At 72.1% G+C, this 19,640-nt stretch carries 14 protein-coding genes; 4 read left to right on the top strand and 10 right to left on the bottom strand.

Annotated features, from left to right (window positions below; translation table 11 throughout):
• Positions 1–3 precede the first annotated feature (3 nt).
• The 5 genes from ACFV2J_RS26410 to dxr form a co-directional block, all read right to left on the bottom strand.
• Positions 4–573: a GNAT family N-acetyltransferase gene (locus tag ACFV2J_RS26410; RefSeq protein ID WP_385087732.1), complete on the bottom strand. Its 570-nt coding sequence runs from the start codon at positions 571–573 to the stop codon at positions 4–6.
• A 79-nt stretch (positions 574–652) separates the two neighbouring features.
• Positions 653–1,501 carry a GNAT family N-acetyltransferase gene (locus ACFV2J_RS26405; RefSeq protein ID WP_385087730.1) on the bottom strand — a complete coding sequence of 283 codons (849 nt, stop codon included), beginning with the start codon at positions 1,499–1,501 and terminating at the stop codon, positions 653–655.
• Between the two features lie 451 nt (positions 1,502–1,952).
• The gene (gene ispG / locus ACFV2J_RS26400) at positions 1,953–3,110 is read right to left on the bottom strand and encodes a flavodoxin-dependent (E)-4-hydroxy-3-methylbut-2-enyl-diphosphate synthase (protein ID WP_266701812.1); all 1,158 of its coding nucleotides are present in this window, start codon (positions 3,108–3,110) and stop codon (positions 1,953–1,955) included.
• A gap of 162 nt (positions 3,111–3,272) precedes the next feature.
• Positions 3,273–4,577, bottom strand: a complete 1,305-nt coding sequence (locus ACFV2J_RS26395; RefSeq protein ID WP_385087728.1) for a M50 family metallopeptidase — start codon at positions 4,575–4,577, stop codon at positions 3,273–3,275.
• Positions 4,574–5,830 carry a 1-deoxy-D-xylulose-5-phosphate reductoisomerase gene (gene dxr, locus ACFV2J_RS26390; RefSeq protein WP_385087726.1) on the bottom strand — a complete coding sequence of 419 codons (1,257 nt, stop codon included), beginning with the start codon at positions 5,828–5,830 and terminating at the stop codon, positions 4,574–4,576. The genes ACFV2J_RS26395 and dxr overlap by 4 nt, the downstream gene beginning before the upstream one ends.
• A gap of 191 nt (positions 5,831–6,021) precedes the next feature.
• Between dxr and ACFV2J_RS26385 the strand changes: the two genes are divergently transcribed.
• Positions 6,022–6,474, top strand: coding sequence for a lamin tail domain-containing protein (locus ACFV2J_RS26385; protein ID WP_385087724.1), 453 nt, complete (start codon positions 6,022–6,024; stop codon positions 6,472–6,474).
• 256 nt (positions 6,475–6,730) lie between these two features.
• On the opposite strand, the gene ACFV2J_RS26380 is transcribed toward ACFV2J_RS26385, so the two are convergent.
• Positions 6,731–8,671: an acyl-CoA dehydrogenase family protein gene (locus ACFV2J_RS26380; RefSeq protein ID WP_385096038.1), complete on the bottom strand. Its 1,941-nt coding sequence runs from the start codon at positions 8,669–8,671 to the stop codon at positions 6,731–6,733.
• Positions 8,672–9,275: 604 nt separating this feature from the next.
• On the opposite strand from ACFV2J_RS26380, the gene ACFV2J_RS26375 reads away from it, so the two are divergent.
• Both ACFV2J_RS26375 and ACFV2J_RS26370 read left to right on the top strand, forming a co-directional pair.
• Positions 9,276–10,289, top strand: a complete 1,014-nt coding sequence (locus ACFV2J_RS26375) for a LacI family DNA-binding transcriptional regulator (protein ID WP_385096035.1) — start codon at positions 9,276–9,278, stop codon at positions 10,287–10,289.
• Between the two features lie 132 nt (positions 10,290–10,421).
• Positions 10,422–10,904, top strand: a complete 483-nt coding sequence (locus ACFV2J_RS26370) for a hypothetical protein (protein WP_385096032.1) — start codon at positions 10,422–10,424, stop codon at positions 10,902–10,904.
• Between the two features lie 73 nt (positions 10,905–10,977).
• Here ACFV2J_RS26370 and ACFV2J_RS26365 read toward each other — a convergent pair whose 3' ends face one another.
• The 4 genes from ACFV2J_RS26365 to ACFV2J_RS26350 form a co-directional block, all read right to left on the bottom strand.
• The gene (locus tag ACFV2J_RS26365) at positions 10,978–11,457 is read right to left on the bottom strand and encodes a general stress protein (protein WP_385096029.1); all 480 of its coding nucleotides are present in this window, start codon (positions 11,455–11,457) and stop codon (positions 10,978–10,980) included.
• 264 nt (positions 11,458–11,721) lie between these two features.
• Positions 11,722–13,167: an aldehyde dehydrogenase family protein gene (locus tag ACFV2J_RS26360; protein ID WP_385440958.1), complete on the bottom strand. Its 1,446-nt coding sequence runs from the start codon at positions 13,165–13,167 to the stop codon at positions 11,722–11,724.
• A gap of 397 nt (positions 13,168–13,564) precedes the next feature.
• A complete protein-coding gene (locus tag ACFV2J_RS26355; protein ID WP_385095106.1) occupies positions 13,565–15,223 on the bottom strand; it encodes a PucR family transcriptional regulator in 1,659 nt (552 codons plus the stop codon).
• A 143-nt stretch (positions 15,224–15,366) separates the two neighbouring features.
• The gene (locus ACFV2J_RS26350) at positions 15,367–17,493 is read right to left on the bottom strand and encodes an ATP-binding protein (protein ID WP_385095104.1); all 2,127 of its coding nucleotides are present in this window, start codon (positions 17,491–17,493) and stop codon (positions 15,367–15,369) included.
• A 433-nt stretch (positions 17,494–17,926) separates the two neighbouring features.
• On the opposite strand from ACFV2J_RS26350, the gene gabT reads away from it, so the two are divergent.
• On the top strand, positions 17,927–19,261 hold the full coding sequence (gene gabT, locus ACFV2J_RS26345; RefSeq protein WP_385095101.1) for a 4-aminobutyrate--2-oxoglutarate transaminase: 1,335 nt from the start codon (positions 17,927–17,929) through the stop codon (positions 19,259–19,261).
• The last annotated feature ends 379 nt before the right edge of the window (positions 19,262–19,640 follow it).

The raw sequence follows: 19,640 nt of genomic DNA, 5'->3' as shown, positions 1-19,640 counted from the left end.
CCGTCAGGGACGCCGCAGGGGCAGGGGCGCGCCCATCACGGCGTACGGTTTCGGCGCGCTCGGGAAGTGGACCTGCCGTGCCAGGTCCTCGTAGCCAAGCGAGTGGTACAGGCCGCGGGCGGGACTGTCCGTGTCGATGGCCGAGAGGATCGAGCGGGGCTGGGCCGCGCTGTCCGTGATGCCGGTGATCAGGGCGCGGCCCGCGCCGCGGTTCTGGTAGCGCGGGTGGACGTGGAGCTCGGTGATGACGAAGGAGTCGTCGAGCCAGGTGTCGTTGCCCCGGGCGCGCAGATAGGGCTCGACGACGGTGGACCACCAGTGCCCGCGGTCGTTGGGCATGCCGTAGACGAATCCGACGAGCCGTCCGTCGACGGTGGTGGCCCCCAAAGCGCGGGCTCCCGGACTGGTGAGGTGGCGCAGCACGATCTGGCGGCGGACGGCGATCTCGTCGGCGCCCAGTCCGAAGGCGAGCGCCTGGACGTCGAGCGCCTCGTCGACGCGCGCGGCGAGATCCAGCGGGCCGATGACCACGTCGTCGGGGGTGCGGGGCCCCTGACCGGGAAAGCGCAGCATGCCGGGGAGACTACAGGGCACCTACGAGGGCCGGAGCGGCTCTTCGGGGCGGTGGCCGCGGGTGCGGTGGGCGGCGTGGCTAGAACAGGACGCTCATGAAGGCCCCGATCTCCTGGAAGCCCACGCGTCGGTAGGTCGCCCGGGCGGCCGTGTTGAAGTCGTTGACGTAGAGGCTGACGAGGGGGGCGACGTCGGCGAGGGCGTAGCGCAGGACGGCCGCCATGCCGGGGGCGGCGAGTCCCTGTCCCCGGTACTCGGGGGCGACCCAGACGCCCTGGATCTGGCAGGCCTGGGAGGTGGCGGCGCCGATCTCGGCCTTGAAGACGACCTTGCCGTTCTGGTCGACGCGGGCGAACGAGCGTCCGGTGCCGACGAGTTCGGCCACGCGCGCCTGGTAGAGGAGGCCGCCGTCACCGGCGAGCGGCGAGACGCCGACCTCCTCGGTGAACATCGCCACGCACGCCGGCATGATCGTCTCCATCTCGTCCTTGCGGATGCGGCGGAGGTAGGGGTCCGGGGCGATGTCCGCGGGGAGGCGGTCGGTGACCATCAGGGGCTGGTGGGCGCGGACCTCGCGGGCGGGGCCCCAGCTCGGTTCGAGCAGCCGCCACAACTGGGCGGTGGCCTCAACGGGGCCGACGATCGAGGAGCAGCGGCGGCCGGCCCGGCGGGCGCGGTCGGCGAAACCGCGGACGGCTCGGGGGGTGGCGCAGATCGGGACCAGGTTGGCGCCGGCGTAGCAGAGGGACTGGAGCATGCCGTCCTCGTACCAGCCCCACATCTCACCGCCGAGCCGCCAGGGGTCGAGGCCGGCGATCTGCACCCGGGACGCGACGAAGGCGTTGGCGACCGGCTCACGGTCGAGCACGGCGAGCGCGGCGTCCAGGTCACTCGGTTCGAGGACCCTGGTGGTGGTCTGGGTCAACACGTACGGGGGCCTCACCCTGGGGTCTACTGATCTCCGCACTTTACCTGGCGAGGTTCTGGCCCGCCGCCCCTTGTGCGGGACGGCGTCCGGCCGCGGGGTGGGCCGGTTCGGCCGGGGGCGTCCGGGTGCGGCGTGGTTCGGTTCGGCCGGGGGCGTTCGGCCGCGGGTGGGTGGGGGCTGGGCGCACGGTCCCCCGCGGCCCCGGAGCGGGGGCCGCGCCTCGGAGCCAGCCACTGCCCGGAGGTGTCCGGGTGCGGGTCGGCGAGGGCTCGGCGCGTAGTCCCCCGCGTCCCCGGAGCCGGGACTGCGCTCCGGAGCCGGCCGCTGCCCGAGAACGTTCGGCCGTGGGTCCGTGAGGGCTTGAGGCGCAGTCCCCCACGCCCCCGGAGCGGGGGCTGCGCCCCGGAGACAGCCACTGCCCGGAGGTGCCCGGGTTCGGGTGGGAGGAGGGTCAGCCCGCCACGGCCACCGAAGGCTCGCCGGAGGCGACCCCGTCGGCCTCCATCTGCTCGGCGAGCTTCATCGCTTCCTCGATGAGGGTCTCGACGATCTTCGACTCGGGCACCGTCTTGATGACCTCGCCCTTGACGAAGATCTGCCCCTTGCCGTTGCCCGAGGCGACGCCGAGGTCGGCCTCGCGGGCCTCGCCCGGTCCGTTCACCACGCAGCCCATGACGGCGACCCGCAGCGGGACCTCCATGCCGGTCAGACCCGCGGTGACTTCCTCGGCCAGCTTGTAGACGTCGACCTGGGCGCGGCCGCAGGACGGGCAGGAGACGATCTCCAGGCCGCGCTGCTTGAGGTTGAGGGACTCCAGGATCTGGAGGCCGACCTTGATCTCCTCGACGGGCGGGGCCGAGAGGGAGACGCGGATCGTGTCGCCGATGCCCTCGGACAGCAGTGCGCCGAAGGCGACCGCCGACTTGATCGTGCCCTGGAAGGCGGGTCCCGCCTCCGTGACACCGAGGTGGAGGGGGTAGTCGCAGGCGGCGGCCAGCTGCCGGTAGGCGTTGACCATGACGACCGGGTCGTTGTGCTTGACCGAGATCTTGATGTCCCGGAAGTCGTGCTCCTCGAAGAGGGACGCCTCCCACAGCGCCGACTCGACGAGCGCCTCCGGCGTCGCCTTGCCGTACTTCTGGAGCAGACGCCGGTCGAGCGAGCCCGCGTTGACGCCGATCCGGATCGGGGTGCCGGTGTCCTTCGCGGCCCGCGCGATCTCCTTGACCTGGTCGTCGAACTGCTTGATGTTGCCCGGGTTGACGCGGACGGCCGCGCAGCCGGCGTCGATCGCGGCGAAGACGTACTTGGGCTGGAAGTGGATGTCCGCGATCACCGGGATCTGCGACTTGCGGGCGATCGTCGCGAGGGCGTCCGCGTCGTCCTGGGTCGGGCAGGCGACCCGGACGATCTGGCAGCCGGACGCCGTCAGCTCGGCGATCTGCTGGAGCGTGGCGCCGATGTCCGACGTACGCGTGGTCGTCATCGACTGCACCGAGACGGGTGCGTCTCCACCCACGGCCACGGTTCCGACCTGGATCTGCCGGCTCTTCCGGCGCTCGGCGAGCTTGGTCGGAACGGACGGCATGCCGAGAGAAATCGCAGTCATCTGCTGTGCAACCCCAAGTTGTGGATCAAGGTCCCGGAATCGTGGGCTCCAGGCTCCGAGATTACGGCACCGGCGCGCGCCCGGGCACATCACGCCCCTAAACCCACTCGATGGAGAACGGCCGGACACCCAGGGTGCCCGGCCGCCGCCAACAGAGCCCTGCTAGGAGATTTTGACCGGGTTAACTACGTCCGCGATCAAGACGAGAAGGGTGAAGCAGACGAAGATCCCGGCCACCACGTAGGCCACCGGCATCAGCTTCGCGACGTCGAACGGACCCGGGTCGGGCCGCTTGAGCACCTTCGCCGCGTTCCGCCGCAGCGACTCCCACAGCGCGCCCGCGATGTGCCCGCCGTCGAGCGGGAGCAGCGGGAGCATGTTGAACAGGAAGAGGGAGAGGTTGAAGCCCGCGACCAGCAGCAGCATCATCGCGACCTGCTGGGACGCCGGGATGTCGAGGGTGAAGACGTCACCGCCGATCCGGGCCGCTCCGACGACGCCCATCGGGGAGTCCGCCTTGCGCGGGCCGTCGCCGAAGGCCGCGTTCCACAGGTCGGGGATCTTGCCGGGCAGCGAGACCAGCGACTCGACGCCGTTCTGCATCATGTCGCCCATGCGGTTCACGGACTGTCCGAACGACTGCTGGACGATGCCGGAGGCCGGGGTGAAGCCGAGGAAGCCGGCGTACACGTACTTGCCCTCGACGTAGCCGCCGTTGCCGTCGGTCTTGCTGACCTGGTTCTTGATCAGGTGGGCCTTGAGGTCGAGCCGCTGTCCCTTGCGGTCGACCGTGATGGTGACGTCCTTGCCGGGGTTGGAGCGGATGTCGGACTGCAGTGCGGACCAGTCGCCGACCGCCCTGCCGTCGAACGCGACGATCTTGTCGCCGCCCCTGAGCCCGGCGGCCTTGGCGGGCGCGGCCTCGTCGCTCGCCGCGCACTTGGAGCGGTTCTCGCTCTGCTGGATGACGCAGTCCGAGACCTTCCCGACCGTGGTCGTCTGGGTCTGCACGCCGAACGTCATCATCACGCCGAGGAAGATCACCACGGCCAGGATCAGGTTCATGAACGGGCCCGCGAACATCACGATCACGCGCTTCCACGGCTTGCGCGTGTAGAAGAGGCGGGTCTCGTCGCCGGGCTTGAGCTCTTCGAAGGCCGCGGACCTGGCGTCCTCGATCATGCCCCGGAAGGGGGAGGTCGAGCGTGCCTCGATCCGGCCGTCGGGTCCCGGCGGGAACATCCCGATCATGCGGATGTAGCCACCGAGCGGGACCGCCTTCACCCCGTACTCGGTCTCGCCCTTCTTCCGCGACCAGATGGTCGGTCCGAAGCCGACCATGTACTGCGGCACACGGATGCCGAAGAGCTTGGCCGTCGAGAGATGTCCCAGCTCGTGCCAGGCGATCGAGATGAGCAGGCCGACCGCGAAGACGACTATGCCGAGGATCATCATCAGGGTCGTCATGCACGAGCCTCCGCGGTTGTCGTCTGTGCCGTCAGTTCACGGGCCCGGGCACGCGCCCAGGTCTCCGCTTCGAGGACGTCCGCCACGGTCAGGGAAGTTCCCGATCGGGGCGTTCCGTGTTCCTCGACCACCCGTGTGACGGTCTCCATGATCCCATTGAACGGCAGTGTGCCGTTCAGGAACGCGTCGACGCACTCCTCGTTGGCGGCATTGAACACGGCCGGGGCCGTGCCCGCGAGCCTGCCCACGTGCCGGGCGAGTCCGACCGAGGGGAACGCCTCGTTGTCGAGCGGGAAGAACTCCCAGCTCGACGCCTTGGTCCAGTCGCAGGCCGGGGCCGCGTCGGGGACGCGCTCCGGCCAGCCGAGACCGATGGCGATCGGGCCCCGCATGTCGGGGGGCGTCGCCTGGGCCAGTGTCGATCCGTCCATGTACTCAACCATCGAGTGGACATACGACTGCGGGTGCACCACCACCTCAATGCGATCGAAGGGAATGTCGTAGAGGAGGTGCGCCTCGATGACTTCAAGTCCCTTGTTGACCAGGGTCGCGGAGTTGATGGTGATGACCGGTCCCATGGCCCAGGTGGGGTGGGCCAGGGCGTCGGCCGGTGTGACATCGGCCAGCTCCGCCTTGGTACGGCCCCGGAAGGGCCCTCCGGAGGCGGTCACGACCAGTTTGCGGACGTCCGCGCGGGTGCCGGCCGCCAGTGCCTGGAACAGGGCCGCGTGCTCGGAGTCGACGGGAATGATCTGTCCCGGCTTGGCCAGCGCCTTCACCAGCGGGCCGCCGACGATGAGCGACTCCTTGTTGGCGAGCGCGAGGGTGCGGCCCGCCTCCAGGGCGGCGAGGGTGGGGGCGAGGCCGATGGAGCCGGTGATGCCGTTGAGGACGGTGTGACCGTCGGACCCGGCGAGGTGGGTGGCGGCGTCGGCTCCCGCGAGGATCTCGGGGAGCGGCTCACCGGCCGAGTACTGGGCGGTCAGGGCCTCCCGCAGCGCGGGTACGACGTCCTCGCGCGCGACGGCGACCGTGCGCACCCGCAGCCGGTGGGCCTGCTCGGCGAGCAGTCCGACCCTGCCGCCGGCGGCGGAGAGCCCGGTGACGCGGAAGCGGTCGGGGTTGCGCAGCACGAGGTCGATGGCCTGGGTCCCGATCGACCCGGTGGAGCCGAGGATCACGACATCCCTGACTCCGTCCACGGGGTCGAAGACGAGATGCGGATCAGCGAGGGGGGCTGGACTGTCGCTCATCCCCCCATTGTGGCCGCAACGCGGGCCGCGCAGGACAGGGCTCCCTCTTCCGGTCCGGCTCTCGTATCACCCCCCGTGCACCGGACGGCACGAAATCACCCTTTGTGAATCTCGCGTGAAGATCACGTGATAACACTTCATCACTGGCCGGTGGACGACCGGCCGGGGAACGACACCCTGGGGGGTTTCTCATGCGGACTCGCGCCGCCCTGCCCGCGCTCGCGGGCGCCGTCGCACTGACGGGCTCTTTCCTTCTCAGCACTCCGGCGCAGGCCGCCGGCGGTGTGACCATCCATCACGTCTGGTTCGACAGCCCGGGCTCCGACAACCGCTCCAACGCGAGCCTCAACGGCGAGTGGGTGCAGATCAAGAACACCAGTTCGGCGGCGGTCTCGCTCAAGGGCTGGATCCTGAAGGACGTGTCGAACCACCGGTACACCTTCCCGAACGTCAAGATCGGCGCGGGCCGGACCATGAAGGTGCACACCGGAAGCGGTACGGACACCACGACGGACAAGTTCCAGCACCGCCGCGCCTACGTGTGGAACAACACCAGTGACACGGCCACGCTGACGAAGGCGAGCGGCTCGAAGGTCGACTCGTGCTCGTGGACGACACGGGATCCGAGCGACAAGTACTGCTGATCCCGGGCGTTGGGGGGGCGGCGGGGGCCCCGCCCCGGCGGGGGGGGGGGGCGGGGGGGGGGGGGGGGGGGGGGGGGCCCGCCCCCCCCCCCCCCGGCGCGCCGGGGGGGGGGGGGGGGGGGGGCGCGGCGCGCGCGGTCTCTCGGTGGGCGCGGGGGCGCGCGCCGCCGGGGCCCCCCCCCGCCCCGGGGGGGGGGGGGGCGGGCCCCCCGCGCCCGCGGGGGGCGCCCACCGCCCCCGCCTGCCGGGACCGGGGTCAGCGGATGGGCCGGCGCACGTTCTCCCGCTGAGCGGGACCGGGCGTCGCGTCCGCGATCCACGGACCGTCGCCGGACGGGTCGACGACCCCTTCCTCCAGCCAGGTGTACGTGCCCGACATCACACCCTTGACGACCCTGCGGTCGAGCTCGTCGGTGTTGGTCCACAGCCGCCCGAAGAGTTCCTCGACGCGGATGCGGGACTGCCGGCAGAAGGCGTCGGCGAGCTGGTACGCCTCGCGGCCGTGCTCCCCGCTGGTGCGCAGGAGTTCGGCGCGCACACAGGCGGCGCTCATCGCGAAGAGCTCGGCGCCGATGTCGACGATCCGGCCCAGGAAGCCCTGCTTGGTCTCCATCCGTCCCTGCCAGCGGGACATGGCGTAGAACGTGGAGCGGGCCAGTTTGCGGGAGCTGCGTTCGACGTAGCGCAGGTGCGGCGAGAGGTCGACGCCGTGCTGGAACTCGCCGTACGAGCGCGGGAGCTGACCGGGTCCCGCGACCAGCTTCGGGAGCCACTTGGCGTAGAAGACACCGGCGTTGGCGCCCGCCTTCGCCTTGTCCGAGAGGGACTTGTCGGGGTCGATCAGGTCACCGGCCACCGAGAGGTGGGCGTCCACGGCCTCACGGGCGATCAGCAGGTGCATGATCTCCGTCGAGCCCTCGAAGATGCGGTTGATGCGCAGGTCCCGCAGGATCTGCTCGGCCGGGACCGCCCGTTCGCCGCGGGCCTTGAGGGACGCGGCGGTCTCGAAGCCGCGGCCGCCGCGGATCTGGACCAGTTCGTCGGCCATCAGACAGGCCATCTCGGAGCCGTACAGCTTGGCGAGGGCGGCCTCGATACGGATGTCGTTGCGGTCCTCGTCGGCCATCTGCGAGGACAGGTCGACGACCGCCTCCAGGGCGAACGTCGTCGCCGCGATGAAGGAGATCTTCGCTCCGACCGCCTCGTGGAAGGCGACCGGCTTGCCCCACTGCTCGCGTGCGGCGGACCACTCGCGGGCGATCTTGAGGCACCACTTGCCCGCTCCCACGCACATGGCGGGGAGCGAGAGCCGGCCCGTGTTGAGCGTGGTCAGCGCGATCTTCAGACCCGCGCCCTCCGGGCCGATCCGGTTCGCGGCGGGGACGCGCACCTGGTGGAAGCGGGTGACACCGTTCTCCAGACCGCGCAGACCCATGAAGGCGTTGCGGTGCTCGACGGTGATGCCGTCGGAACCGGCCTCCACCACGAACGCCGTGATGCCGCCCTTGTGACCCTCGGACTTCGGCACTCGCGCCATGACGACGAGGAGATCGGCGACGACACCGTTGGTCGTCCACAGCTTCACACCGTCGAGCACGTAGTCGTCGCCGTCCGGCACGGCGGTCGTGGCCAGCCGCGCCGGGTCGGAGCCGACGTCCGGTTCGGTGAGCAGGAAGGCCGAGATGTCGGTACGGGCGCAGCGGGGCAGGAAGGTGTCCTTCTGCTCCTTGGTGCCGAAGATCTTCAGCGGCTGGGGTACGCCGATCGACTGATGCGCGGAGAGCAGCGCGCCGATCGCCGGGCTCGCGGAGCCGACCAGGGCGAGCGCCTTGTTGTAGTACACCTGGGTGAGGCCGAGGCCGCCGTACTTGGTGTCGATCTTCATGCCGAGGGCGCCGAGCTCCTTGAGCCCGTCGACGACCTCGTCGGGGATCCGCGCCTCGCGCTCGATACGGGCGGAGTCGATCTTCGTCTCGCAGAAGTCGCGCAGTTTGGCGAGGAACTCCTCGCCACGCTGGACCGCCTCGTCGGGCGGCAGGGGGTGCGGGTGGATCAGGTCGAGCCGGAAGCGTCCGAGGAACAGTTCCTTGGCGAAGCTGGGCTTGCGCCAGTCCTGTTCCCGCGCCGCCTCGGCGACCTGACGGGCCTCACGTTCGGTGACTGTGGGCCGGTGGGGTGTTGCGGACAAGAAGCTCACCTCGCCGCGAATAGGGATCACTGGGGGTCTTCGTTACTGACCGGTGCTACTCGATCGTATGTACCTGATTGCGGGCGACCCCACCAGTCCTCGCGCAGCGTTCGGGCCGCCCCCGGGCCGTCCGGGGATCGGCCGACGTCCGCCGCGTACGCGGCTTTCCAGCCGGTGTCGCCTGACATGTTCCACATTGCGCCCTTGTGACCGGCGCCGCCCTACCGGGTGTCACATCGTGGGGCCGTCCGGGGGACCCCTGGCGTGACACCCTCACGACGGTCACCGTCTCCCCCTCTCCCCATTAGGCCGCGACGGGGTCTCCCGGGGAGGCCGCGACGGGGGAAGGATGGAAGATCCGGGCGTCCAGCCGCCGCGTGCACCGTGTCGGTCGCGTTCACCGTGTCGGTCGCGTCGACCGCGTCGGTCGCCTCAGACGCGTCAGCCGTGTGAGCCGTGTCGTGTTCGAAAAGAGCCGGATGATTGATTCGAGTCGAAGCGCTTCGACATGTCTGGACACCGTCTCCGCTCCAGGTTACTGTCGATCAGCCTCCATTTGCCCGAGCTCGGGAGGCCTCATTGTCGAAGCGCTTCACGAAGTCGGGAGAGCCGGATGGTCACCCTCGCCGAGGTCGCCCGGCACGCCGGAGTCTCGGCGAGCACAGTGAGCTATGTCCTCAGCGGCAAGCGGTCCATCTCCGCCGACACCCGGCAGCGGGTCGAGCGGAGCATCCAGGAACTCGGCTACCACCCGAACGCGGGCGCCCGGGCCCTGGCGAGCAGCCGGTCCAACATCATCGCGCTGATGGTTCCGCTCCGCACCGACATGTACGTACCCGTGATGATGGAGATCGCCATCGCGGTGGCGACCCACGCCCGCACCTTCGGGTACGACGTCCTGCTGCTCACCGGCGAGGAGGGGCCCGACGCCGTACGCCGGGTCACCGGCAGCGGACTCGCCGACGCGATGATCCTGATGGACGTCGAACTCGACGACGAACGGCTGCCGTTGCTGCGCACGACGGACCAGCCGTCCGTGCTGATCGGGCTGCCCGCCGACACCTCCGGACTGACCTGCGTCGATCTCGACTTCGGGGCGACGGGCGCGCTGTGCGCCGAGCATCTGGCGGTGCTGGGCCACCAGGACATCGCCGTCATCGGCGAGGCGCCCGCCGTCTACGAACGGCACACGGGCTTCGCCGAGCGCACGCTCGACGGACTCCGGTCCCGCGCCCGTGAGTTGGGGCTGCGGGTGCTGCACCGCCCCTGCGAGGGCGGCTTCGACGCGATGTCCCTGACGCTGGCCCGGGTCTTCGACGAACGCCCCGGCACCACGGGCTTCGTCGTACAGAACGAGTCCGCGGTCGAGCCGCTGCTCGCCCTGTTGCGCCGCCAGCGCCGGGCCGTCCCCGAGGACGTGTCGGTGATCGCGATCTGCCCGGACCAGGTCGCCACACAGGCCTCGGTGCGGCTGACGTCGGTCGCCATCCCCGCACAGGAGATGGGCCGGCGCGCCGTCGAGCAGGTGATCGCCAAACTGGAGGGGCGGGGCGACGGTGAAGTCACGCTCATCGCACCGGAGTTGACGATCCGCGCCAGCACGGGCCCGGCCCCGACCGCCACCTGACACTCCGTATGCCGCGGGACGGGGCACGGGGGCCCATGGTCGAACGGTCGCGCGCGACACGTGACCCTTCCGTTGCCCGGAACTGTGGCCTCCACCACAGCGGGGCCGCTCCCGCCCTGTTGGAGTCGGCGGATGGTTCTTCTGCTCCTGCTGTTGCTTCCGGGTGGGCTGGTCGCCTGCGTCGCCCTCACCGGGTACGGCCTCCGCAGGCTCGCACGCCCGGGCACGGGGGGCGCCGACGGCGCGGGGCGACTGCGCGGACCGGCCGCCCTCGTGGGTGCCGCCGCGGTCGCCCTCTACGTGTGGGGCCTGCTCCACGTCGCCGGAGCGGTCCTGGCGGCGGAGGACGGCGGCACCGACTCGGCGCCGATCAGGCCGTGCCGTACGCCCGGCTGGCAGGAGTGGGCGCGGGACCCCGGCATCACCGGTTACACGGTGAGCTATCTGCCCCTGCGGTTCGTCTGTGAGACGGGGGACGGCGGCCGGTACGCCAGCGGCCATGTCCCCCGGTACGTCAACCCGGCCTTCTTCTGCCTCGCGGCAACCGCCGTGGCACTGACGGGCGCCGCCGCCCTCGACACGGAACGCCGGGCCAGGAGAAGCACGCCCGCGTGACACGCGGGGTCCCCCCGGTGCCCCTCAGTCCCCTCAGTCCCCCCAGTCAGTCCCCCCAGCCTTCTCGGCCGCCTCAGCCTTCGCGCCAGCCCAGCTTGACGAGCAGGTTCTTCGCCTCCTCCGCGACCTCCGCCTGGGCGACCACGTCGTACCGGGCGGCGACAATCTGACTGCGGGACGCGAAGTCGCGGCGGCCCCCGGTGAACGCGTGGCCGGCGAAGCCGAAGAGCGCGCCGAAGATCGCGCCGTAGAACAGGCCGCTGATCATCAGTACCAGGACGTGATGGTTGCCCGCGGCGAACAGCGACAGGAGCAGGCCGACGAGCAGCCCGAACCAGGCGCCCGAGCCCGCGCCGGCCAGGGCGGCCCGGCCGCGGGTGAGCCGGCCGAGGACCGTCTCCACCATCCGCAGGTCCGAGCCGATGATCGCCGTGTGCTCCACCGGGAACTTGCTGTCGGAGAGGAAGTCGACCGCACGCTGCGCGCCCTCATAGGTCGGATACGAGCCGACCACCGGCCGGTCGAGCGGCGCCGTCTGCGGTTGCTGGGTCATCGCGGGGCTCCCTTCCTCGTCGTCCCCGTCGATCAGCCTGCTGCGAGGCGGTGACCCCCGCAAGGCGGAACGCGCCGGCCGGGCGCACACGGGTCCGCCGCGCGGACCGGCCCGAACGGCGGCGGGCCCGGCGCCCGGCACCCCCTCGCCCTGCCGCTTCCCGCCTCACGGTGCTCGACGGCGCGCGTCAGGCGCCCCGGACACGCCGACGGCCCGAGCCCCCGCACAGTGGGCTCAGGCCGTCGGCGATCGTGCGGGCAGCGCTCAGAGCGCGAGGCCCGTCAGGACGAGGACGCGCTCGTAGGTGTAGTCGTCCATCGCGAACTTCACACCCTCGCGGCCGACGCCGGACTGCTTCACACCGCCGTACGGCATCTGGTCGGCGCGGTAGGACGGCACGTCGCCGACCACGACACCGCCGACCTCCAGCGCCCGGTGCGCGCGGAAGGCACTCTGCAGGTCGTGGGTGAACACACCCGCCTGGAGGCCGTACTTGGAGTCGTTGACGGCGTCGAAGGCGGCAGCCTCGCCGTCCACCTTCCGCACGGTGAGGACCGGTCCGAAGACCTCCTCGCAGGAGACGGTGACGTCGTCGGGCACGTCGGCGAGGACGGTCGGCGCGTACGCGGCGCCGTCGCGCTCGCCGCCGGTGAGCAGCGAGGCACCCGCCCGGACCGCCTCGTCGACCCACGACTCGACACGCTTGGCCGCGTCCTCGCTGACCAGCGGGCCGACGTCGGTCTTGTCGTCCGACGGGTCACCGGTCACCTGGGCCTCGACGGCGGCGACGATGCGCGGCAGCAGCCGGTCGTACACGGACGCGTCCGCGATGACCCGCTGCACGGAGATGCAGGACTGGCCGCCCTGGTAGTTCGAGAAGGTGGCGATCCGGGTCGCGGCCCAGTCCAGGTCCTCGTCGCTCGCCCAGTCGGCGAGCACGACCGCCGCGCCGTTGCCGCCCAGCTCCAGGGTGCAGTGCTTGCGGGGCACCGAGTCCATGATCGCGTAACCGACCTTCTCGGAACCGGTGAAGGAGATCACGGGCAGGCGCTCGTCCTGGACGAGGGCGGGCATGCGGTCGTTCGAGACCGGCAGGATGCTCCACGAACCGGCGGGCAGTTCCGTCTCGGCGAGCAGGTCACCGATGATCAGGCCCGAGAGCGGCGTCGCGGGGGCCGGCTTCAGGATGATCGGCGCGCCGGCGGCGATGGCCGGGGCGATCTTGTGGGCGCACAGGTTGAGGGGGAAGTTGAACGGCGCGATGCCGAGGACGACGCCCTTCGGGAAGCGGCGGGTCAGGGCGAGGCGGCCCTGGCCGCCGAGGTCGGTGTCGAGGCGCTGGGCCTCGCCGCCGTTGAACCTGCGGGCCTCCTCCGCGGCGAAACGGAACACGGAGACCGCGCGGCCGACCTCGCCGCGGGCCCACTTGATCGGCTTGCCGTTCTCGGCGGAGATGAGCTGCGCGATCTCCTCGGTGCGCTCGACGAGGCGGCGGCTCACGTGGTCGAGGGCGGCGGCGCGGACGTGCGCGGGGGTGGCGGCGAACTCGTCGCGGACGGCGTACGCGGCGGCCACGGCCTCCTCGACCTGGGCCTCGGTGGGGATGCTGACCTGGGCGACGAGCCGGCCGTCCCACGGCGAGGTCACGTCGAAGGCGGTCTCGCCGGTGGCCTGGCGGCCGGCGAGCCAGAAGGCGGTGGTGGAAGTCATGTCGAGTCCCGGGCCCTTCCGAGGTTGAGGAGTCCTTGGTTTTCGTGGTCCACGGTAGGGCCGGGGTGGCGGCGGGGCGTTTGTCCGGGGCGTAGCAGTCGCCCGGCGGGGCGCTCCGCTTTGTCCCGGTGACCGAGGGGGTTTTCGCCCCCCGGCGCCCTGGCCGACCCGTACTGTCCCCGGGGGCTCCGCCCCCAGACCCCCGCCAGGGGCGCTGCGCCCCCTGGACCCCCGCCATCGCCCGAAGGGCTCGTCCTCAAACGCCGGACGGGCTGAAGATGCGCGCCCGCACCGGAGATGAGGGCGCGGGCCGATGAGCTCCGGCCGGGGGCATGTCTCCAGCCCGTTCGCCGGCCTTGTGGCCTTGAGGACAAGGCCCTCAAGGCCGGCGAAACCCCTACTCCGCGGCGGCAGCCGTCGTCTTCAGCGCCAGCCAGAGTTCCATCCGCACATCCGGATCGTCGAGCGACCTCCCGAGGATCTCCTCGACCCTCCGCATCCGATAACGCAGCGTATGCCGGTGCACACCGAGGTCCGCCGCCGCCGCGTCCCACTGGCCGTGCCGGGACAACCACGCCCGCAGCGAGGCCACCAGGTCCCCACGACCGGTCGCGTCGTGCTCGTACAGCGCGCGCAGCAGCCCGTCGGCGAACGCCCGCACCGCGTCGTCCGCGAGCAGGGGCAGCACCGAGCCCGAGGCCAGTTCCTCGTGCTCGACCAGGGACCGGCCCCGCCGCCTGGCGACGGACAGTGCCTGTTCGGCCTGCTTGTAGGCGGCGGCCGCGGCGATCGGGCCGGCCGGGGCGGACAGGCCGACGACCAGTTCGTCCCCCTCCCCCGCCGGCTGCTCGCGGGCCACGGTCCGCGCCGCGTCCAGCGCGAGGGCGTACTCCCCGCACGCGGCCACCGCCGCGCCTCCGTCCACGGCGAGCACGACGAGCCGTTCGCCGTCGGGCACGACGAGCACGGACTCGCCGGAGCGGGCGGCGGCCGACTCCACGATCTCGGCGAGCCCGCCGAGCGGGTCGCCGTTCGTGTCCGGGACCGTGACCTGGGCCGTGGACGGCTTCGCCGAGGCGACCCGGGCGTGCCCGTCGGCGTGGGCGCGGGCCGCCGAGGCGGAGGCCGACTCGGCGAGGATGAGCCGGAACGGCGCGTCGAGCAGTTCCCCGTACAGGTCCCCCGCGACGGTCCGGGCGTGCTCGGGCTGGCCGGCGAGCAGCATGCGCAGCACGGCCGCGCCGATCCGCTGCTCCGCGGCGTGCAGGGGGCGTGACCGCTCGGTGGTCAGGGTCAGCAGGGCGATCGCCGAGTGCACGGCGTACCGCTCGGCGGTGCCGAGGGCGGCGGCCGTGCCGACGGCGAGCGCGGCGCGGGGCCTGCGTCCGGTTCCGAGGGAGTGCAGCTCGACGCGGTCCTCGCCGCCCACCACCGAACTCGCGGGCGCGGGCCGCTCGCGCAGCCGCTCCACGTCCGGGGTGAGCCGTGCGGCCCGCCGTCCGGCCCACTCGGGCGCGGCGGCGACGACGGCGCCCGAGGCGTCGTACAGCGCGGCCCAGCCGTCCACCTGTCCGGCGAGTGCGGCGAGCAGTCCCTGGGGGCCGTCGCTCAGCGCCTGCTTGGTCAGCTCGCGCTGTGCGGCGAAGCCGGCGGTCACGGCCCGGTACTGGTCCGCGGCGATCGCGGCCGACACCGCCTTGCTGATCGCCAGGAACGGTGTGCGCCGGGGTACCTCCAGCAGCGGGAGCCCTTCCTCCTCGGCCGCGTCGACGAGTGCCTTCGGGGTCTCGTCGTAGTTGACGCCGACGGCGAACCCGAGTCCGACGACCCCCGCCCCGGCGAGCCGCTTCACGTAGCGGCGCATGGCGTCCGGGTCCTCCGCGTCCAGTGTGAGCGCGGTGATGAGCAGCAGCTCCCCGCCCTCCATGTACGGCACGGGGTCGGCGAGCTCGCTGACATGGGCCCAGCGGACGGGTACGTCCAGTCGGTCCTCGCCGGCCCGCACGGTCAGCTTGAGCGCGGAGTGGTGGACGAGCGAGGCGAGCGTGGGTGGCATGGGACCTTCAGGTCTTCACAGGATCTTCGACGGCCACGGGCGGGTGTGATCTTTTGGATCTTTTGGCCGCAACGTATGAACGACCTGTGTCGATTCTGCCTCACCGTACGGTCGGCCGGTGACCCGGCGTCCGGGCGCCCGGGTCAGCCGCGCAGATCGACCAGCAGGGGCGGCGCGTGTTCACCGCGCACGTCGGTGAGCGACAGCACCGCGTGCCCCGGCGGTACCGCGTGCGCCAGCTCGGAGGCGGACCACCGCTCCCGTTCGACCTGCCGGACGGTCACGGCCCGTGCCGTCGGGGCGTTCCCGGTGATCACCCGGCGCAGCATGTGCACGGCCTTGCCCGCCGGGGTCTCCGCGATGATCTGCCGGTCGGTGACGTCCCGCGCCTCGATCCACTCCTTGCCCCACACCTCGGCGAAGTCCTGCCCGTCCCAGGGGGTGAGTCCGGACAGCGCCATCCGGCATCCGACGGAACCGAGCAGGGGGCCGCGCAGCGGGCGCGGTACGTCGTCGAGCGTGCGCAGCGTCAGCACGGCCCCGGCGTTGCCCGACCGCAGCCGCTGGATGCCCCGTACGGCCTCGGGTGTGACCAGTCCCGTCGCGTCGTCCAGTACGAGGCAGGCGAAGAGCGAGCGGTCCTCCCGTACCGCGACGCTCGCCGCGAACTGCGCGAGGACGAGCCGGGCGAGGATCCGCGAGGCGTCGGCGTGCCCGCGCGCGGGCAGGTCGATCCGTACCCGCACCGGGTGGTCGAGTGCCCGCAGGGAGAAGGGCCGCGACTGCCCGGAGGTGTCGAAGAACCCGGCGAAGGCCGGCCGGTCGAGCAGCGCGACCCGGTCCGCGAGCACGCTCCCCACATCACCGGGGTGGCCCATCTGGCGCTCCCGGGCGTCGAGTTCCCGCAGCAGTGACTCCTGGCCGCCGTCCTGCAGCGCCTTGCGCAGCGCGCCGAGCGGTCCGGGCGCCCCGTCGAGGAGCTGCCGCAGCTCGGGCACGGAGGGGAAGCGCCCGTGGACGGCGCGGTAGGGGCCGAGCAGCTGGGCGAGCACGGTGGTCGAGCGGCGGCTGTCGCCGCCGGGGTGCGGGTCGGCGAGGTCCCCGGCCAGTGCCTCGGCGAGCACCGCGGCGGCCTCGTCGGGGTCGGTGGTCCCGCCGTACAGGTCGAGGTCGTACACGGACTCGGGGTTCCCGATCCGTACGACGACGTCGTACGCGTCGACGGGGCCGAGTCCGGCGCCGGCGGCGCCCACCACCACGACGGCGGCGCGCCCGGCGAGGGCGTGCAGGCACAGCGACTCGGCGAGCGGCCAGACGACCGCGCCGGTCTTGCCGGATCCGGCCGGGCCGACGGCGAGCAGGGAGGTGCCCAGCAGCTCGGGGCCGAGGGCGAGTCCGGTGTCGCGGTAGGCGTAGGGGTTGCGCGGGTCGTCGGCGGTCGCGCCGAGCCGCACCTGTCCGGTCACCAGGTCGTGGCGGGCCAGCCGTCCGGGCAGGTCGCGGTCGCCGGAGGGGTGCAGGCAGGCGGCGGCGCCGTCCGTGAGCACGGCGGCGGTGAAGGTGGCGAGGCTGTGGCGTCCGCTGCGCACCCCCTGCCAGGCGCGGGCGATCCGGGCGTGGTCGACATCGCGCATCAGCCCGCGGCCGGCCTCGGCGGCGAGCCGGTCGGCGGCGTCGGCGGCTCCGGCGGCGCGCAGGTGGTTCCACCGGGCGGGGTCCTCCTCGGGCGCGGGCGGGCGCTCGTGGACGGGAGCGGCGCGGTGCCACGCGGGCAGTCCGTAGCGCCGCCAGACCTCACCCCAGCGGCCGAGGCGGCCGACGACGATCATGATGGCGAGGGCGATCAGCGTGTAGTAGCCGTACCAGAGGAACGCGTTGCCGACCCGGTCGTCGCTGTGGCGCCAGGAGTCGGGGGTGAACAGTTCGAGCGGCAGGACCCACCAGCCGCCGAGGTAGCCGTTCCACAGCAGCGACCAGACCAGCCAGCCGACCAGGAAGGCGATCACCGCGCCGCTCAGCAGCTGCCGGGCGGGGATGCGCTCCGGCTCCTGCTCGGGGCGGGGCCGGTAGCCGAACCGCCACACTCCGGGGGCGGCCTCGGGCCGCGGTGCCCGCAGCCAGGCCAGGAAGGCGGATCCGTCCGGCAACGGCGGTACGCCCGGCGCCTGTGCCGGCCGGGGTGGCATCGCCGCCGCGTCCACCGGTCCCGCCGGACGCGGCACCGGCCGGGCATGCGTGCCCCGCGCGTCCTGGGTCCCGTCGCTGTCCATCGCCCTGCCCCCTGACCAGCCGCTCCCTGCTTCGTCCGCGAGTCAATCTAGTGCCCCTGCGGGGCGAGTTCACCGTTTACGGGGCTGCCCTGCCGGGCGAGTCCGCGGTTCCGGGGGCCGGGAGCGCGCCGGCCCGGACCGCCGGCCCTTCGGCGCCGCCCGCGCACGACGTCTCCGCCTGCGCGCGCCGCAGCCGGCCGCGGTGCCCTGGTCCACGGTGTCCCTGTCCACGGTGTACAGGTCCTCACTCCGCCGCGCCCCCTCTATGTCCACCACGGACAAGCCGACCTGTCGACAACGCCCACATGGAGCATGCCCACCCCCCAGGGCCGGCCCTAGCCTGCGAAGAAAGAAGTCAAGCGTCCGAAAACACCCGCCCGGCGCCCCGTCCGCCGGGGACCGTCCGGTTCGCAAGATCATCAGGGAGCCCCTCATGACCGCACTTCCGCAGGAGCGCCGCGTCGTCACCGCCATCCCCGGCCCGAAGTCGCAGGAGCTGCAGGCCCGCCGTACCGCCGCGGTCGCGGCCGGCGTGGGCTCGGTGCTCCCTGTCTTCACCACGCGGGCCGGCGGCGGCATCATCGAGGACGTCGACGGCAACCGTCTGATCGACTTCGGCTCCGGCATCGCCGTGACGTCGGTCGGCGCGAGTGCCGAGGCCGTCGTACGCCGGGCCTCCGCCCAGCTCCAGGACTTCACCCACACCTGTTTCATGGTCACGCCGTACGAGGGGTACGTCGCCGTCGCCGAGGCGCTGGCCGAGCTGACGCCGGGCGACCACGCCAAGAAGTCGGCGCTGTTCAACTCGGGCGCCGAGGCCGTCGAGAACGCCGTCAAGATCGCCCGCGCGTACACCAAGCGCCAGGCCGTCGTCGTCTTCGACCACGGCTACCACGGCCGGACGAACCTCACGATGGCGCTGACGGCCAAGAACATGCCGTACAAGCACGGCTTCGGCCCGTTCGCCCCCGAGGTCTACCGGGTGCCGGTGGCCTACGGCTACCGCTGGCTGACCGGCCCGGAGAACGCCGGCGCCGAGGCGTCCGCGCAGGCCATCGACATGATCAACAAGCAGATCGGCGCCGACAACGTCGCCGCGATCATCATCGAGCCGGTGCTCGGCGAGGGCGGCTTCATCGAGCCCGCGAAGGGCTTCCTGCCGGCCATCAGCCAGTTCGCCAAGGACAACGGCATCGTCTTCGTCGCGGACGAGATCCAGTCCGGCTTCTGCCGCACCGGCCAGTGGTTCGCCTGCGAGGACGAGGGCATCGTCCCGGACCTGATCACGACGGCCAAGGGCATCGCGGGCGGTCTGCCGCTCGCCGCCGTGACCGGCCGCGCCGAGATCATGGACGCCGCGCACTCGGGCGGCCTGGGCGGCACCTACGGCGGCAACCCGGTGGCCTGCGCAGGCGCGCTCGGCGCGATCGAGACCATGAAGGAGCTCGACCTCAACGCCAAGGCGAAGAACATCGAGGCGGTCATGAAGGCCCGGCTGGGCGCCATGGCCGAGAAGTTCGACGTCATCGGGGACGTCCGCGGCCGCGGCGCCATGATCGCCATCGAGCTGGTGAAGGACCGCGCGACCAAGGAGCCGAACCCGGAGGCGACCGCCGCGCTGGCCAGGGCCTGCCACCAGGAAGGTGTACTGGTCCTGACCTGTGGCACCTACGGCAACGTCCTCCGCTTCCTGCCCCCGCTGGTCATCGGCGAGGACCTCCTCAACGAGGGCCTCGACGTCATCGAGCAGGCCTTCTCCCGCATCTGACGTCACCGGCGCACCCGCACCGGAACCCGGCCGAGCGCCGACGGCGTATTCCGCTTCGTTCCGCCGCGGGTGCGGCCGGGGGCAGAGCGTGTGAAGAACGTGTGCGAGGTGGATGACAGGAGGCGTTTGCGACTGTCGGTGCCGCATCCCCTGCCGTAGGTTCTACCCGGATGAGAGAAACACCCCGCCCACAGGGGACTGTGGGCGACACAGGGTCGAGGCCTCCCCAGCTTCACCCTGGTCGTGCCCTCGCGCACACACCCGGAGTTTCCAGCTCCGGATCTCCTCACCGATCGGACAGTCGCCCGCCCCAAACCCCCCCGGGCGCGCGCCCGCCCCCGCCCGCGGGCCCCCCCGCGACCGAGGGAGTGTCACACAC

It is taken from the genome of Streptomyces sp. NPDC059668 (assembly GCF_042734135.1).
In the GTDB taxonomy this organism is placed as follows: Bacteria; Actinomycetota; Actinomycetes; order Streptomycetales; family Streptomycetaceae; genus Streptomyces.
The sequence above is the reverse complement of the archived record's forward strand: the minus strand, read 5'-3'. Positions and strand labels throughout refer to the sequence as shown.